The sequence below is a fragment of the Acidisarcina polymorpha genome, from assembly GCF_003330725.1.
GTDB lineage: Bacteria > Acidobacteriota > Terriglobia > Terriglobales > Acidobacteriaceae > Acidisarcina > Acidisarcina polymorpha.
Genome location: NZ_CP030840.1, coordinates 130,716 through 145,189, shown reverse-complemented (window position 1 = coordinate 145,189; position 14,474 = coordinate 130,716). Strand labels below are relative to the sequence as shown.

Sequence of the window (14,474 nt, the reverse complement as noted above, 5' to 3'; positions counted from 1 at the left end):
GATCCCCTCGTGCATGAACCCCCGACTATTCCTCGCGCAACGTCTTTGCGGGATCGATGGTCGCAATTCGGAGTGTTGGCACTGTAGTTGCGATCACGGCTACCGCCGCCAACATCAGGACCACGGTGAGAATGGTGCGCAGGTCGTAAACTCCTACCCCATAGAGCACCCCGCGCATAGCCCTTAATGCACCCGCGCTCAAGAGCAGGCCCAGAAAGATGCCCAGTCCCGCCGCCCGTGCTCCTGGACCGCCTACGTGGGCCATCGCCCGTTGAATGCTGGAGCCTAGAGCGATCCGGATGCCGATTTCACGGGTTTTCTGGGCGACTATATTGGCTGCTAACGCGAAGATCCCGATCGCACTCAAGAGCAGCCCGAGCGCGGCCATGGCGCTAAGCAGGCTCACCTCGACGCGCTGCGTCGCCAAGGTTTTGGCCAACAGGTCGTTCATGCTGTAGAAGCCGGAGAACGGCAGATTTGGATCTACGCTCGCCACGGCCCGCTGCATCTGTGCTGTCAGCCCTTCGATCGGCCTCGATGTACGGACGATCCAGCTGGGCTGAAACCAGACGTGGACCAATGCCAACACTTTAGCGTCCATCTGGGTCGCTGGAATGTACATGCCTTCCTCGCCGGAAAGTGGCGCCGTCGGGTCCAAACCAGGCGCGATGGCAACGTCCGCAACTACCCCTACAATCCTGGTGTTCTTGTCGACGTAGCGGCCGACTGCTTCTGCACCGTTGAAGAATTTCCGTGCAAATGTCTGATTCACGATCGCCACTGGTTGGGAGTCAGGTCCATCAGCATCGGTAAAAGAGCGACCGTGGATTATCGGGATTTGGAGAGCTGCAAAATAATCCGGTGTTACGTAGGCTTCACCCGTCATCACTTGTTGTCCAGCCTCTTTGCCGTCGCTAAGGATCACGCTGCTGTTTAACGATCGCTCATACGGCACGCTCAACCCGACAGCGGCAACTTGAACGCCTGGAATTCGGCGCATAGCGGCGGTGCTTTCGTTGAGCAGTTTTTGAAATGCGGCTGGGTTGTGAAAGCGGATGTCATCCAGCGAGGCTTTAGCAGTCATCACGCCATCGGGAGTAAAACCTGGAGGCAGGGTCTCGAGATGAACGAGGGTCCTGATGAGCAATCCCGATGCGGCCAGGAGCACTACAGTGAGGGCCATCTCTCCAGCTACGAGTGCCTGCCGCAGACCTAACCGGTCGCCGCCAGTTGCCGTCCGCGTAGCAAGGGCCGAACGCAAGTCAAGTTTACGGGTTGCGAAGCCGGGAAGAGCGCCGAAGAAAGCGCTGGTTAGCAGGGAAAGCAAGAGGGTGAACGACAGTACTCTGCCGTCCAGAGGAACGCTGGCCACCGGAAGAAAGTGTTCCGGCAGGAGTAGGAGCAGCCCGCGGAGTGCAACAAAACCCACGGCGACGCCAGCAAATGCGCCGGCCACGGCCAAGAGAAGACTCTCGACCCAGAGCTGCTTTTGAATCTGCCACCGGGACGCTCCCAGGGCCAGCCGGGTCGCTATCTCCGGTGTACGCCTCAGGAGCCGCACTAAATTTAGCCCGGCAAGGTTGGCGCAGGCGATGAGCAGGATGAATCCCGCCGCCAGCATAAGCGCCAAGGCTTGCGGCCGGAGCGTAGCCGCCTGCCCCTTCTGGAGTGGCACGGAATAGTAAGTCACCTTGGCGCCAGGATTCTCGCTCAACTCATAACGTTCGGTCCGGAGAGACCAGGCGCGATTGAGTTCTGCGTCGGCCTCCTGCCAGGTAGCGCCGTCGCGAAGGCGAGTGATTGCCTCGAAGTTTGTCCCGCCGCCTTCGCCGGTTCGGGCGGGCTGAAGCGCGGTGTAGAGGTCGGCGTTCAAGGGTGTCGTTGCCCCCTCGGGCAGGACGCCTATCACCGTGTACGGCTCCCCCTTTAGCGAAATCGCTTGACCCAAAACCCGGGGCTTCGCGCCGAACGTATTTCGCCACAGGCCATAACTCAGAATGGCGGAGCGGGGACCGTGGGGCCGATCTTCGTCCTCTGAGAAGTTCCGTCCGATAGCGGGTCGCAGGCCCAGCACGTCGAAGTAGTGCGCGGAGACGCGTCCAGCGTGGAGATACTGGACCGGGGAGCCAGCCTGAAGGTTGACGCCCGAGGCGCGTATCCCGGAAACGGCAGAGATCAAGGCAGGGACATTATCCCGCAGCAGTTCCCATTGTTCGCCATTCACGTGATGCCGTTCATCCGAGGGACGAGAACCGGTGACGCGGGTGTAGATCGTGCCCATTCTTTCCGGATGCGCATAGGGGAGACTCTTCAGCATGAGCGCGTTCACGAGCGAGAAGATAGCGGTGTTCGCGCCTATGGATAGCGCCAGGGTCACAATCACCGTCACCGTAAATCCGGGATTGCGCCCAAACTGACGCACCGCAAATCTGATGTTCTGCACAGTAGCCTGCATCCGCGTTCCTCCTGATAAGTCGCTCAGGTTTTATCCGGCGCTCTTTGTGGCTTACGTTGACGCTTGAAGAAAGTTCCGTCTCACGCTGAAGAATGGCTCTCCTCGTTCGTTTGGGGACGGCCGCATGGGACTCAAGTCGAGCCGCTGCGGGGGCGAATTGACGTTAGATAAGCCTCCTGCTGCTAGGCTAGAGAAGATCATGATCGATACTGTCCATCAACTGCGCTGTACCGGCTGCTCGCAGAGAGTCACGCAGCGGGAAGCCAGAAGTAATTTTCGCTGCGCCGACTGCGGCGAGCTGTTTGAAGTGGAATATCCGGCTTGGAGTTCGACGTCGGTAGCGGTCCATGCTCCGGCTCTGGTTCATGCGAACGGCAGCCATTATGAGCTGCCGAACGGCCTGGGCGCTCCATCTCTGCCGACTCAGCCTCGAACCTGGATGCCGAATGCCAGCGCCTTGCGATGGCTCTGGAAGGAACGTCGCCATTCCGCGCTCCCCATCGACCAGAGTGGAGTCTGGCGGTTCCGCGAACTGCTGCCCATCCTGGAAAATCCAAACGACGCGGTCACCTTGCGTGAGGGAAATACACCCTTGCTGGGGATGCCGCGCTGTGCTCAAGCTGCCGGCATGGAGCGCTTGCTGGCCAAGCACCAAGGCATGAACCCCACCGGCTCGTTCAAAGACACGGGGATGACGGCGGCGCTTTCGGTCGCTCGGGAGCGGGGATTCGAGTGGGTCGCCTGCGCCTCGACCGGAAATACCTCGGCCGCCATGGCCGCATACGCCGCTCGCGCCGGCCTACGCTGTCTGGTCCTCATCCCCGAGGGCAAGATTGCTTGGGGAAAGCTCTCACAAGCCATGGATTATGGCGCGCTCACGTGCCAGTTGCGGACCGACTTCGACGGCTGCGTACGCGTACTTGCTGAAGTGGTTGAGCACTATCCGATCTACCTGCTGAACTCGGTCAATCCTTACCGGCTTGAGGGGCAGAAGACCCCTGCCCTTGAGATGGCGGAGGAGATGGAATGGAACGTTCCCGATCACGTCATCGTGCCGGGAGGCAATCTGGCCAACTGTTCAGCATTGGGCAAGGGCTTCCAGGAGATGAAACATCTCGGCCTGACTCGTACCGTTCCCAGCATCTCTGTTGTTCAGGCGGCAGGAGCGAACCCGCTCTACACGAGTATGCAGACATCCGCGGGAAGAGAACTGACCCCGGTCCATGCGGATACACGGGCCTCCGCCATCCGGATCGGCAGCCCCGCATCGTGGCGCAAGGCGGTTCGTATCTTGGAGCAAACCGGAGGCTTTTGCGAGCAAGTTTCTGAAGCAGAGATTGCCATCGCCAAAGCGGAGATTGGCCGGGAAGGAGTGGGTTGCGAACCCGCTTCCGCGGTCACTCTCGCAGGGCTTAAAAAGCTGGTCAAAGATGGACGTGTGAAACCATCCGAGAACGTCGTGCTGCTGCTCACTGGCCACACTCTGAAAGACTCTGAATACACCATTGAGTTTCACCGGGGCAATCTGCTGAGTGAGGGGGAAGCGCGTGGCTATGAGTCCAAGATCGCGCCGCTGCGTTCGGAGATGCCAGTGCTCGACGCCTCCGCTGATGCCGTGTTGCGGGTGTTAGCGGCTGGTGTGAGCTGATGAGCTCGATGACCAGAGCCGGCGCCAACATCTCGCAATCGGCCAAGAGCTCCCTCGCTGAGGAAGACCGGCTGCAACTAAGGCTCCCTGCAACCTCGGCCAATCTCGGACCGGGTTTTGACACCCTTGCGTTGGCCCTGACCCTGTCCCTGCAAATCGATGCCTCCCGATCGCCCCAATTTAGCCTCAAAGCGACTGGCCGAAATGCTGATATCTGTTCGTCATTGCAGCGCAATTTAATGCTTGATGTGTATGAACAAACGTTGCAGGCAAACGAGGCAGAGGTGGTCCCGCTCGCGATCGAGATTCACAATGAAATTCCGATTGGAATGGGTTGTGGATCATCGGCTGCGGCGCGTCTAGCCGGGGTCGCTTTGGCAAACCATTTCGGCAAGCTCGGTTGGACCCGCGAAGAAATCCTCGCTGAAGGTTGCAGGCAGGAAGGACATCCAGACAACGCGGCGGCGTGCTGGCTTGGCGGCCTCACCGTCTCGAGTATGGATGCCGGTGAGGTGAGAGCAATCAAGATTCTGCCCGCCGTCCCATGGCGGATCTTGCTGGTGTTGCCGGAGCAACCGCTGGCCACGACCGCCGCTCGGGCCATCTTGCCTTCGACATACATTCAGGAAGACGTAGTCTTCAATATTCAGAAATCGAGTCTGCTGACCGCGGCCTTCGCGCTGGGACGTGGCGATATGCTGCAAACCGCTATGCAGGACCGGATGCACCAGCCGTTTCGAGGAGAGATTTGCCCCCTATTGCCGGCCTTGCTGCCCCTTAGCGGGCGGGGAGGCGTCTTGGGCGTCGCCCTGAGCGGAGCGGGCCCTTCCGTTCTAGTGGTGACTGATGTCGGGAAATCCATCGCCGATGTGCGTGCAGCGGTGGAGGAGAGGATATCCGACACTGGGATCGAGATCCTCGAGACCGATATCGAAGACCGCGCCGCCCTGGTTCATTTTGGGCAAAAAATGTCTGCCTGAGCATACGGGTGGCCAGCAGCGAGACATCTCTATGAATTGTTGTAGGGCATGTTACGGAAATGTTACCTAAGTTTTCTTTACATGAGAACGAAATAGCCATAACTTCGCTCCGTGGGCAGTTCTGGGGGAGGGCTGTCCTAAGCGCCTGTGGCTTCTCTGAAGCTCAGGCGCTTTTTTATTTGGGCTGAACATAGAAAATGGCGATGCGTCGTCGCGGGCCAATCCGGGGTGTCTGCGACTTTCGCGTCCGCTTCGCATCTACTATGTGTTGAAACAAGTATTCTGAAGTGGAACTTGGATTCGAGTGCGCGAAGGAGGAACATGGCTGGGCTTGGAATAACTGAAGTGAGTGACGGTACGTTTGATCAGGAGGTGCTGCAGTCAAAACAGCCCGTCCTGGTGGATTTCTGGGCTGCTTGGTGTGGGCCATGTAGAGCGCTGGCGCCGATCGTTGACGAGGTTGCAACCCAATACACCGGGAAGCTGAAGGTCATGAAGATGGACGTCGACAAGAATGCAGCAACTCCTGGGAGATATGGGATCCGCGGGATTCCGGCGTTGTTGATCTTCAAGGACGGCAAGGTCGCTGACCAAATCGTTGGGTACGTCCCCAAGGACATGATCGACAAAAGCATCGTGAAGGTGCTCAGTTGAGGCTGTGAGGGTGCTGAACGGGCCGGTTCGATGAAGCAGGGCTCAGTCAGACAAGGAAAGGCCTGGATTGTGATCCGGGCCTTTCCTTGTCTGCGCCTATGCAAGTCGGTTGCCGCCCCCGCTTAGGAGCACTTGCGAACAACGCCAAGAACCTTCCCCTGAACCGAGAGGTCCGCCAGGGGAACGAAAATTGGATCCATCTCGGTGTTCGCGGGCTGCAACCGTACCACCTGCCCTTCAATGTAGTAGCGCTTCAAAGTGGTCTCCGACCCCTTGACCAGCGCAACTACAATCTCGCCTTCACGAGCAACGTTGGTGCGCTCGACCAAGACATAATCGCCATCAACAATGTGCTCATCGCGCATGGAATCGCCTCGCACCCGCAAGACGAATGCCTCTCGATTGCCGACAATATCGCTGAAGGAAAATGTGTCGGCATTCTCGCTCGCCTCTACCGGGAGTCCGGCTGCAATCCCACCCATCAGCGGCAGACGATCTAGATTTCTAGAGCGGGCGCGCGGAGGAAGGACGTCAATCGAGCGACTCCGATTGTGGCTGCGTTGCAGCAGCCCCTTATTCACCAAGTTGGTGATGTGCTTGTGCACCGTCGCCAGTGACTTCAGGCCAAGTCCCCTTGCAATCTCCTCGTAGGACGGAGAATATTCGTTTTTCCGAACAAATTCGGCGAGAAAGTCGAGCACTTCTTTTTGCCGTCGAGTAACAGCCATGCCATCATTATAGAGAACAAAAGGCGAATTGCATCGATTTTTATTGATTTTGTCCTTGACTCATGTTGTTCCAGAACCGAACGGCACCTGAGATTCTCAAGTGAAGGCGTCAGCTCGCATACACATGACTTCCGCAGTCGTTGTAGCCGCGCCATGGTTGGTGCCATAGTAGTGAAGTCGGGCGGCAGCGCCATCTACTCGCGGGGATAAAATCGCTCTCCACGCTAAATAGCGGTGGAGGATCGCGGAGACGTTACTTACAGCGCGAACCAGAAGCTTTGTCTTAGGCCTTCTCAGTATTAGGTTCTTGTCTTACAGAGAGTCAGCCGCAGCAAGGTTGCTCGCCCCGATTTAGAACGAGTGGCAGCCTTTCCCATTAACGAACTCAGCCGGCATAAGAACTCATTGATTTAGTTGTGCATTCTTCACCCGCGAGCGATCTTTGGAGGCGAGGCTTAGTAGCAGACCTCAACGGGTGGCGGGTAGCGAATGCGGATATTGATAGCGGAAGACGACGCAGCGTTGGGATTGTTTCTGAAGCGCGGGCTCGAGGCTGATGGCCACCAGGTGCGTTGGACTATGGACGGCGATGCGGCGACTGCCGCCTTCATCGCCGAAACACCCGATCTTACGATTCTGGATCTGAACCTTCCTCGCCGCAATGGGGGTGAGGTGCTGGCCTCCATCCGCGCACTTGGAGACGAATCTCCTGTGCTGATTTTGACAGCCAGACAGGAGATGGAGGTCCGAATCAGCTGCTTGGATGCCGGTGCGGACGACTGCATGATCAAGCCGTTCTCGCTCGAAGAGCTGCGGGCCCGCTGCCGGGCGCTCATGCGTCGCCGCCGAGAAACCAACCTGATCCTGAGGCATTCGGGACTCGAGTTGAATAGGATCGACCACACCGTAAAACGCGATGGACAGACAATCGCGCTGACCAACAAGGAATTTGCTTTGCTTGAATTTCTCCTGTTGCATCGCGGGACCTGCATCTCCAGGAGCACTCTGCTCGATCGCCTTTGGAGCGCGGAGGCGCAGACTGGGACCAATGTCGTTGATGTTTATGTGAACTATCTGCGGCGCAAGCTCCGTGACTTCCCTCCCGACTCCATCATCCAGACGGTGCGGGGTCAAGGGTATTGCATCGCAAGCAATCCGCTTCGATCGATGATCAGCCATTGATTCCGGGTCGGCTGGGCGTCTGCCCATTGCGTCTTTTCGCGCGGGCTTGCTGAGCTTTGAGCATTCAGAGCACCACATCAGAAAGAGGTATCTCGATGGGCTCTTCTTCGACTACGCATCCTCATGTTTCCTCCACTTCCTCTTCAATTACCCGCACTGCCGTTCTGGCGAGTCCGGATCTGTCGTTTCGGAGGCGGGTCAGGGATGCGCTGGCAGGCCTGCGCTGGCAGGTGAGGGAGGCGAGCGGAGGAGCCGAGGCGCTGGCCCACCTGGAAGCTTGCACCGCAGAAGCACTGATTCTTGACTCGTGGCTTCCTGACCTCGAGATTCATGAATTTATCAAGGAATTCGAGCGTCTGCATCCCGGCGTCGACTTGATTACCTTGGATGGCGCACTTTACTCGAGTTCCGTCAGTTTGACGCGGAGTCCGCGCCGAAATGAACTGTTGCATGCTCTGCGCTCCGGTCAGGACGTTGAGGCTCCTCAAGCAAACGCCTACCATCACCCGCTTCAAGAGATCCCGGAGGATCGAGAGATGGTGTCGATTCCGGCCGCACCGGAACCTAAGGCCATGGCTTCTCCCTCCCCGACCTTGCGCCCCGAGAGCAGAGCAAGCATCAACCTTCGGTTGCCCGAATTCATTGGGGAGCACAGCAGGTTACTCGAAGTCAGCCGGCGTATTCGGCTCGTGGCTCCTCGTATGACTCCAGTGTTGATCCAGGGGCCGACGGGCACGGGCAAGGAGTTGGTGGCGAAAGCTCTGCATCGTCTCAGTAGCCGGGCGCAGCGCCCATTTGTGGTGCTGAATTGCGCGGCCATTCCTGAGTCGCTCCTCGAAGCCGAGCTATTCGGCCACACCCGTGGAGCCTTTACCGGCGCTGTCCAAGGGCGAACCGGGAGGATTGAGACCGCCAATGGAGGCACACTGTTTCTGGACGAAATTGGCGAGATGCCATTGCCGCTCCAAGCCAAGCTCCTGCGATTTGTAGAATGTGGCGAGTTGCAGCGGATCGGCGAGAATGAGCCGGTCACAGTCGACGTGCGAATCATTGCCGCTACCCATCAACCACTGGCAAGTCTGGCGGCGAGCGGCGACTTTCGTTCCGATCTATATTACCGGCTATCTGTCTTTATCATCCAAACGCCTTCGCTGATTGCTCATCTCGACGATCTACCGATGCTCGCCGCACACTTCCTGTCCAGATTGGGAACAGGCTCGCCAGTCAAAAATCTGCACCCATCGGCCCTTGGCCTTCTTCTCGGCCATGCATGGCCGGGAAACGTTCGCGAGCTGGAGCATGTAATCGAACGCGGTTACATCCTGGCCGAGGATCGTTCAGAGATATCGGTCGCAGAAATTGAATTTGGCGATGGATTGGCATCTTCGTGAGAAAACACTCATCTGCGATCGATCCGGATGGCGCTCATCTTGCTTGTTATGTTATCGACCGCCTTCAACAAAGCTTGAGCGAAGTCACAAGTAAGTAGACATGGAATGCAGCGTGACACCCGTAACCTTGGGTGCTCGAATCTTCGAGAAACAGGAGTGCACGACGATGCACATATCAACTCCGCTGAGTGGGGAACTGGGGCAGTATCTCGATCTGTCGAGCGCTGAATTGAAGCTGACGGCGGCGAACATGGCGAACCTGGACACCCCAGGCTATCGAACGCAAGGCTTCGACTTCGCCAGCGAAATGCAAACAGCGGTGGCTGAGGCGCAGTGGGGTAAGCCAGGGGGTGAAAGCGGGCCATCCGACCCAATGTCGGTACCCCGGCCTAGAGATGTCGATGGACTGCTAGAGCGCCCCGATGGGAACAACGTTTCCATGGATCGGGAAGGATTGAAAATGGCAGAGTCGCAGCTGCAGTTCCGGACCGGAATAGAGTTGCTTAAACGCGAGTACTCGCGGGTCTCCGATGCCATTCACTCCGACAAATAAGTTGCTCGAGACCCACACTGTATGGTGAGTGCGATGGGACTAGGCGCGATCTGGTTCGTTCGCCGTAGCGGTCGTTCGTGGGCTCGGCGGTCTGTCATCGGTGGTCTGTCAAAAATGCAGCCCGCCAATCCAAGATAGGGATGGGAGAGATTATGAATCTATTCGGAGTTTTGGAGGTCAGCGGCTCAGCACTCAAGGCGGAGCGGATTCGCGCCGAAGTTGTGGCCGCCAACATGGCAAACGCAGAGACCACCCGAACCGCGGATGGGACGCCATATCGTCGACAGCATGTGGTCTTTGGGTCTTCGGCTGAGGCCGGGGACAGTTTCCAGAACCAGCTTCTATCGGCCAATGGACTCGCCTTACGAGGTCCTTCCTATGCCAATCAGCCGCCGCCCGGCGGTGTGGAGGTGACGGCGGTAGTGGCCGACAAGGCCACGACGCTGCGGCGCTACGATCCTCAACACCCCGACGCGGACAAGGATGGCTACGTCGCTTATCCCGACATCAATCCACTCACCGAGATGGCCGATCTGATGGGCGCGACTCGAGCCTATGGGCTCAATAGCTCCGCCATTCAAGCGACGAAGAGCATGATCGCTGCCTCTTTGGACATTCTGAAGTGATCCATTCGGGGCTATCGAGGTGTCGGATCGCGGTGTCTAGGACCGACAGCTCCCGATCGCTCCAGCGACTCAACCCACGTGAACCAAGGAGAGAATCATGCAGACCCAGTTCTCAATTTTACAAGCTCAAGCCGCTTCTCCATCGAGTAGTGGAACCTTGACCGGCGCTGCCAACCCGATCGGTGATGCGAGTGCGCCGTTCGCAGGCGTACTCAGTGATGCATTGGAGAACCTGAAGGGACTGGAAGATCAGGCTTCGAGCAATATCGAGGGACTGGTCGGCGGCCGGGGAGTGGATATTCACACGGCCATGATCGCCACACAGAAGTCGGATTTAGCGTTTGAGATGGCGTTGGCAGTGCGCGGCAAGATGGTCGCCGCTTACCAGAGCATGATGAGCATTCAGTTCTGAATGTATCCCGTTCTATCCTCCCGAGTCACCCGCTCTTGATGTTGCGGTGATTTATGGAGGAAACGCGTTTTGCTGGCAATTCGCAGCCATTCTGGGGAGAGACAGGGAACCGAAGCGATGGACGAGAACCAACAACTTCGGACGGAAGTGGCTGATCAGGGACTCGATCTGCGTCTGCGCGCCTTATGGGAGAGGTCGGCTGCTAGCCTCGCTGGACTCAGCTCCGGACAACGCCGCTGGGCTCTACTTGCTGGAGCCTCGCTGATTCTCGCCATCGGCGGACTGGTTTGGTTCGCTGCACGGCCCGATTGGCGAGTGCTTTATGCCGGGCTCGATCCGCAGGACGCGAGAGAAATCGCGGCGGGACTAACGGCGGCGTCTTTGCCGTTCGACGTTTCTCCCGACGGGGCGACCATCCGTGTGCCGTCGGAGAGTCTTGACAAAGCCCGGCTCGCGACCACTGCAAAGGGACGGCCGAAGAGCGGCCGTATGGGTTTTGAACTTTTTGATAAACCGAATTGGATCGGCTCCGAGTTCGAGGAGAAAGTGAATTACCAACGAGCCCTCGAAGGAGAGATCGAACACACTATCGACTCGATGGGTGCGATCCAATCCTCACGAGTCAACTTGGTCATGCCCCACGACTCGCTCTTCACCGATCAACAGCGCGAGGCCAAAGCGTCCGTAGTGCTCAAGATGAAGCACCGCAGCCTTAACGACGAAGAAGGGGACGCAATCCGCAATCTAGTCGCGAGCGCTGTCGACGGCCTTACTCCCGACAAGGTCATTCTTGCGGATGCAGACGGCCACGCAGTGCTGGGGCGAAAATCTGCTTCAGCGGAGACCGAAGCGCATGAGCAACAGCTGGAGGAGAAGCTAATTGAGACGCTTGAACCAGTTGCCGGCGTCGGCAATGTTCGCGCCTCGGTGAATGTCGATTACGATAGCTCGATCAGCGAGGAAACCGACGAGACCTACGATCCTGCGAGTGTGGTCACGCTATCGATGCAGAAGAGCCAGCAAACTTCAAACCCAGCGCCCTCGCCTGCTGGCGTCCCTGGTACAGCCAGCAACGCGCCCAATGCCCAGCCTCCGCTTTTCCCGACGGCCGCCTCCAGTGTACAGAGCACCACCCAGGAGAACGGAACCTATGGAGCGTCGAAAAGGACGCGCCGCTTGCAGCAGGGAATTGGGAGAGTGCGCCGTGTCACGGCAGCCATTCTGGTCAACGACCGCAAGATGGCCATGTCAGGAAAGTCGAAGCAGACCACATGGCAGCCCCGCAACCCTGAGGAGATGAAGCGCTTGACAATGCTGGCTCAGGCCGCGATTGGCTATGATACTTCACGCGGGGATCAGATCAGCCTGGAAAACATCTCCTTTGACGACAACAATGCGCCGCCCCCGCCGAGCTTGCCAGAACGTCTGCTGAAGAGTGCGGGCCGGTCGGAGCCATTGCTCCGGTATGCAACCATCCTTGCCGCGATGCTGGGACTTGTCTTCTTCGTGATTCGCCCGATTGCCGCCAAGACGAAGCCGCTCAAGGCCCAGGCGGCTTTCTCTCCGGGAGCTGGGCCCGGCGCTTCGAGTCGGCCGGGTCCGGAGTTGCCTGAGGCCAAGGCCGAGGAGCTGCTCCTCGAAACGCAAAAGAAACGCGCTCAGTCCCTCCACGAGGGGGTAGTTGCAATTATCAACAGAGATCCGGCGTTGAGTTCACGGTTGCTACATAGTTGGATCCACGTGGAAGGAGGATAGGTTGAATGACGGAAGCGATCGAAGCACCGAAGCGCCAGGATGCGCTCGCCGCCGTTTCGGCCGGCGGTCCCGCGATGACCGGCATCCGAAAGGCCGCGATTCTGGTTGTAACCGTTGGCGATGAGGTCGCCAGGAAGCTTTTTCAGAACCTGCCGGAGAGTGACGTACAGGTATTGGCCGAGGAGATTGCTAACTTGCGCAGTATTCCTCCTCAGCTTTCAGTTGAGGTATTGAACGAGTTTCATGAACTTCTAGAGACCCAGAACTACATGATCCATGGCGGCCTGGACTATGCGACCAAGTTGTTGATCGATTCTTTTGGCAAACAGAGGGCGGAAGATCTTTTATCTCAAGTAAAGCGGGCCCAAGAGGAGAGCTATGGAAATTTGGCAATGTTACAGAAGGTCGATCCTGAGCAACTGGGCAAGTTTCTCGACAATGAGCACCCGCAGACGGTCGCGCTGGTACTCGCGCATCTAGATCCCAAGAGAGCTTCGCTAGTTCTCGCGAATCTTGGCGAAGAACAGAAAGTGGCGTCCGTACGCCGATTGGCCGAAATGCGCCAGTTCTCTCCTGAGATGGCGCAGAAGGTCGCCATGATCCTGCATCACCGTCTGGAAAATGTCGGCGAATCGGTCCGCAAGGAATACTCCGGGTTTAAAGCGGTCGCCGACCTGATGAACCGGATGGGACCAGAGGAAGCGAAGAAGATCTTGGAACAAGTAGAGGACCAAGATACAGAACTTGCACTCGGAATACGAAACCTAATGTTCACGTTCGAGGACTTGGTGACTATTCCAGCCGCCAGCATTCGGGAGATAGTCTCGCAAGTGGACAAGCGGCAGTTGGGTCTGGCGTTGAAGGGAGCGCGCGAAGATCTCCGAGCTCATATCTTTGCGGCCATGTCGAGCCGGGCGGCCGAGATGCTCAAGGAAGATATGGAAGTTCTAGGGCCGGTACGAGCCCGCGAAGTCAGCGGCGCGCAAGCGGAGATCCTCGGTCTGGCCCGCAAGCTTGAACAAGAAGGCAAAGTCATCCTTAAGATCGAACAAGGCGATGATCTGATGGTCTGACCGACCAGGAGCAATTTCCATCGTTGCTTCTACCTCCCCGTTGTTTCTGCCTACCTTTGATAAGGTGGCAATCTCCTGCTGCGAATGAGGAAGCATGGAAAAGAAGGACACGCAGATCGTTGGAGAACGGAAGGTGCTGGATCAACTAGCGGGTCGACGCCCCGGGCCTTCCACGCGGGTCGAGAAGATGGCCTACAGGTCACCGGGTACGGTATCGGTGACTGCCCAGCCATTTGTGGTGCAGAACGAACCGACACCAGGCGCCGAGGCTTTGGAGTACGCGGCTAGCGTAGCTCAATTCGAACAGCGTCTACGCGAATCGGAGGAACGAGCCGCTGCGCGGGAGAAGCAGATCCGCCAAGAAGGCCAGCAGACGCTCGATCAGCTTCGCCAGGCCGATGATCTCCATATGAAAGCGGCGATCGAAGAACGAGCTCGTCAAGTGGGAGCGGCCTTGTACAGCTTCCGTGCGGAGCGAGAACATTACTTTGCGGTTGTCGAACAGGAAGTGGTGCAACTTGCATTAGCCATCGCGGCCCGCATTCTGAACCGCGAGGCGTCGCTCGATCCGTTGTTATTGGCTGGAGCGGTACGGGTCGCTCTCGGTCAACTGGGAGAGACGTCGGGGGTTCGCCTGCGGTGCCCCATGAACCAGCTTGAGCCATGGCGTGATTTGCTTGCATTGATACCAAACCGGGCATTGATTCCGGAAGTCATCGGCGATGTTGACCTCGAGCCTGGCGACTGTGTGCTCGAGGCGAATAACGGGACCGTCGAATTGGGCGTGAGGGCGCAGCTTGCCGAGATCGAACGTGGTTTTTTCGATCTGCTCGAACATCGCCCTAGTTCCCGGTCAGCCTGAGTTCTAGATGGTGTTTTGACTGGCCGAACCACCTTGAGTCATCGGGTACTAGGATCGGCCGCGTACGTTGGGTAAAAGGCAACGATAGCAGAGCGAGGTTGAAAGCGGCCTGATGGGTGTCCTAGGGACATATTTTTCGCGGTTGAGTCAACGCC

General features: G+C 57.9%; 13 protein-coding genes. 11 read left to right on the top strand and 2 right to left on the bottom strand.

What is annotated here, in order from left to right; genetic code table 11:
• Positions 1 to 25: 25 nt before the first annotated feature.
• Positions 26 to 2,455, bottom strand: a complete 2,430-nt coding sequence (locus tag ACPOL_RS00730) for an ADOP family duplicated permease (RefSeq protein ID WP_114205358.1) — start codon at positions 2,453 to 2,455, stop codon at positions 26 to 28.
• A 199-nt stretch (positions 2,456 to 2,654) separates the two neighbouring features.
• On the opposite strand from ACPOL_RS00730, the gene thrC reads away from it, so the two are divergent.
• The 3 genes from thrC (at position 2,655) to trxA (ending at position 5,737) form a co-directional block, all read left to right on the top strand.
• The gene (gene thrC, locus ACPOL_RS00725) at positions 2,655 to 4,103 is read left to right on the top strand and encodes a threonine synthase (protein ID WP_114205357.1); all 1,449 of its coding nucleotides are present in this window, start codon (positions 2,655 to 2,657) and stop codon (positions 4,101 to 4,103) included.
• 8 nt (positions 4,104 to 4,111) lie between these two features.
• Positions 4,112 to 5,083: a homoserine kinase gene (gene thrB, locus ACPOL_RS00720; RefSeq protein WP_114210531.1), complete on the top strand. Its 972-nt coding sequence runs from the start codon at positions 4,112 to 4,114 to the stop codon at positions 5,081 to 5,083.
• Between the two features lie 321 nt (positions 5,084 to 5,404).
• On the top strand, positions 5,405 to 5,737 hold the full coding sequence (trxA, locus tag ACPOL_RS00715) for a thioredoxin (protein WP_114205356.1): 333 nt from the start codon (positions 5,405 to 5,407) through the stop codon (positions 5,735 to 5,737).
• Positions 5,738 to 5,859: 122 nt separating this feature from the next.
• Here the strand turns inward: trxA and lexA are convergent, their stop codons facing one another.
• The gene (gene lexA, locus ACPOL_RS00710) at positions 5,860 to 6,465 is read right to left on the bottom strand and encodes a transcriptional repressor LexA (protein WP_114205355.1); all 606 of its coding nucleotides are present in this window, start codon (positions 6,463 to 6,465) and stop codon (positions 5,860 to 5,862) included.
• Positions 6,466 to 6,954: 489 nt separating this feature from the next.
• Between lexA and ACPOL_RS00705 the strand changes: the two genes are divergently transcribed.
• The 8 genes from ACPOL_RS00705 (at position 6,955) to ACPOL_RS00670 (ending at position 14,319) form a co-directional block, all read left to right on the top strand.
• The gene (locus tag ACPOL_RS00705) at positions 6,955 to 7,647 is read left to right on the top strand and encodes a response regulator transcription factor (protein ID WP_114205354.1); all 693 of its coding nucleotides are present in this window, start codon (positions 6,955 to 6,957) and stop codon (positions 7,645 to 7,647) included.
• Positions 7,648 to 7,742: 95 nt separating this feature from the next.
• Positions 7,743 to 9,038: a sigma-54-dependent transcriptional regulator gene (locus ACPOL_RS35380; RefSeq protein WP_114205353.1), complete on the top strand. Its 1,296-nt coding sequence runs from the start codon at positions 7,743 to 7,745 to the stop codon at positions 9,036 to 9,038.
• Between the two features lie 166 nt (positions 9,039 to 9,204).
• Complete coding sequence (locus tag ACPOL_RS00695; protein ID WP_114205352.1) at positions 9,205 to 9,591, top strand: flagellar basal body rod protein FlgB; 387 nt, start codon at positions 9,205 to 9,207, stop codon at positions 9,589 to 9,591.
• A 152-nt stretch (positions 9,592 to 9,743) separates the two neighbouring features.
• Positions 9,744 to 10,217: a flagellar basal body rod protein FlgC gene (gene flgC, locus ACPOL_RS00690; protein WP_114205351.1), complete on the top strand. Its 474-nt coding sequence runs from the start codon at positions 9,744 to 9,746 to the stop codon at positions 10,215 to 10,217.
• 97 nt (positions 10,218 to 10,314) lie between these two features.
• Entirely contained in the window at positions 10,315 to 10,629 is a 315-nt protein-coding gene (gene fliE, locus ACPOL_RS00685) for a flagellar hook-basal body complex protein FliE (RefSeq protein WP_114205350.1), read from the top strand.
• A gap of 69 nt (positions 10,630 to 10,698) precedes the next feature.
• Positions 10,699 to 12,384, top strand: a complete 1,686-nt coding sequence (fliF, locus tag ACPOL_RS00680; protein ID WP_114205349.1) for a flagellar basal-body MS-ring/collar protein FliF — start codon at positions 10,699 to 10,701, stop codon at positions 12,382 to 12,384.
• A gap of 5 nt (positions 12,385 to 12,389) precedes the next feature.
• Positions 12,390 to 13,457: a flagellar motor switch protein FliG gene (gene fliG, locus ACPOL_RS00675; protein WP_114205348.1), complete on the top strand. Its 1,068-nt coding sequence runs from the start codon at positions 12,390 to 12,392 to the stop codon at positions 13,455 to 13,457.
• 94 nt (positions 13,458 to 13,551) lie between these two features.
• A complete protein-coding gene (locus tag ACPOL_RS00670) occupies positions 13,552 to 14,319 on the top strand; it encodes a FliH/SctL family protein (protein WP_114205347.1) in 768 nt (255 codons plus the stop codon).
• Positions 14,320 to 14,474: the final 155 nt, after the last annotated feature.

Bases quoted from the DNA above. Each gene is read 5' to 3' on its own strand.
- fliG (WP_114205348.1), top strand. From the start codon at position 12,390: ATGACGGAAGCGATCGAAGCACCGAAGCGCCAGGATGCGCTCGCCGCC.
- ACPOL_RS00730 (WP_114205358.1), bottom strand. From the start codon at position 2,455: ATGCAGGCTACTGTGCAGAACATCAGATTTGCGGTGCGTCAGTTTGGG.
- flgC (WP_114205351.1), top strand. From the start codon at position 9,744: ATGAATCTATTCGGAGTTTTGGAGGTCAGCGGCTCAGCACTCAAGGCG.
- ACPOL_RS00705 (WP_114205354.1), top strand. From the start codon at position 6,955: ATGCGGATATTGATAGCGGAAGACGACGCAGCGTTGGGATTGTTTCTG.
- thrC (WP_114205357.1), top strand. From the start codon at position 2,655: ATGATCGATACTGTCCATCAACTGCGCTGTACCGGCTGCTCGCAGAGA.
- ACPOL_RS00695 (WP_114205352.1), top strand. From the start codon at position 9,205: ATGCACATATCAACTCCGCTGAGTGGGGAACTGGGGCAGTATCTCGAT.
- ACPOL_RS35380 (WP_114205353.1), top strand. From the start codon at position 7,743: ATGGGCTCTTCTTCGACTACGCATCCTCATGTTTCCTCCACTTCCTCT.
- ACPOL_RS00670 (WP_114205347.1), top strand. From the start codon at position 13,552: ATGGAAAAGAAGGACACGCAGATCGTTGGAGAACGGAAGGTGCTGGAT.
- lexA (WP_114205355.1), bottom strand. From the start codon at position 6,465: ATGGCTGTTACTCGACGGCAAAAAGAAGTGCTCGACTTTCTCGCCGAA.
- trxA (WP_114205356.1), top strand. From the start codon at position 5,405: ATGGCTGGGCTTGGAATAACTGAAGTGAGTGACGGTACGTTTGATCAG.
- thrB (WP_114210531.1), top strand. From the start codon at position 4,112: ATGACCAGAGCCGGCGCCAACATCTCGCAATCGGCCAAGAGCTCCCTC.
- fliE (WP_114205350.1), top strand. From the start codon at position 10,315: ATGCAGACCCAGTTCTCAATTTTACAAGCTCAAGCCGCTTCTCCATCG.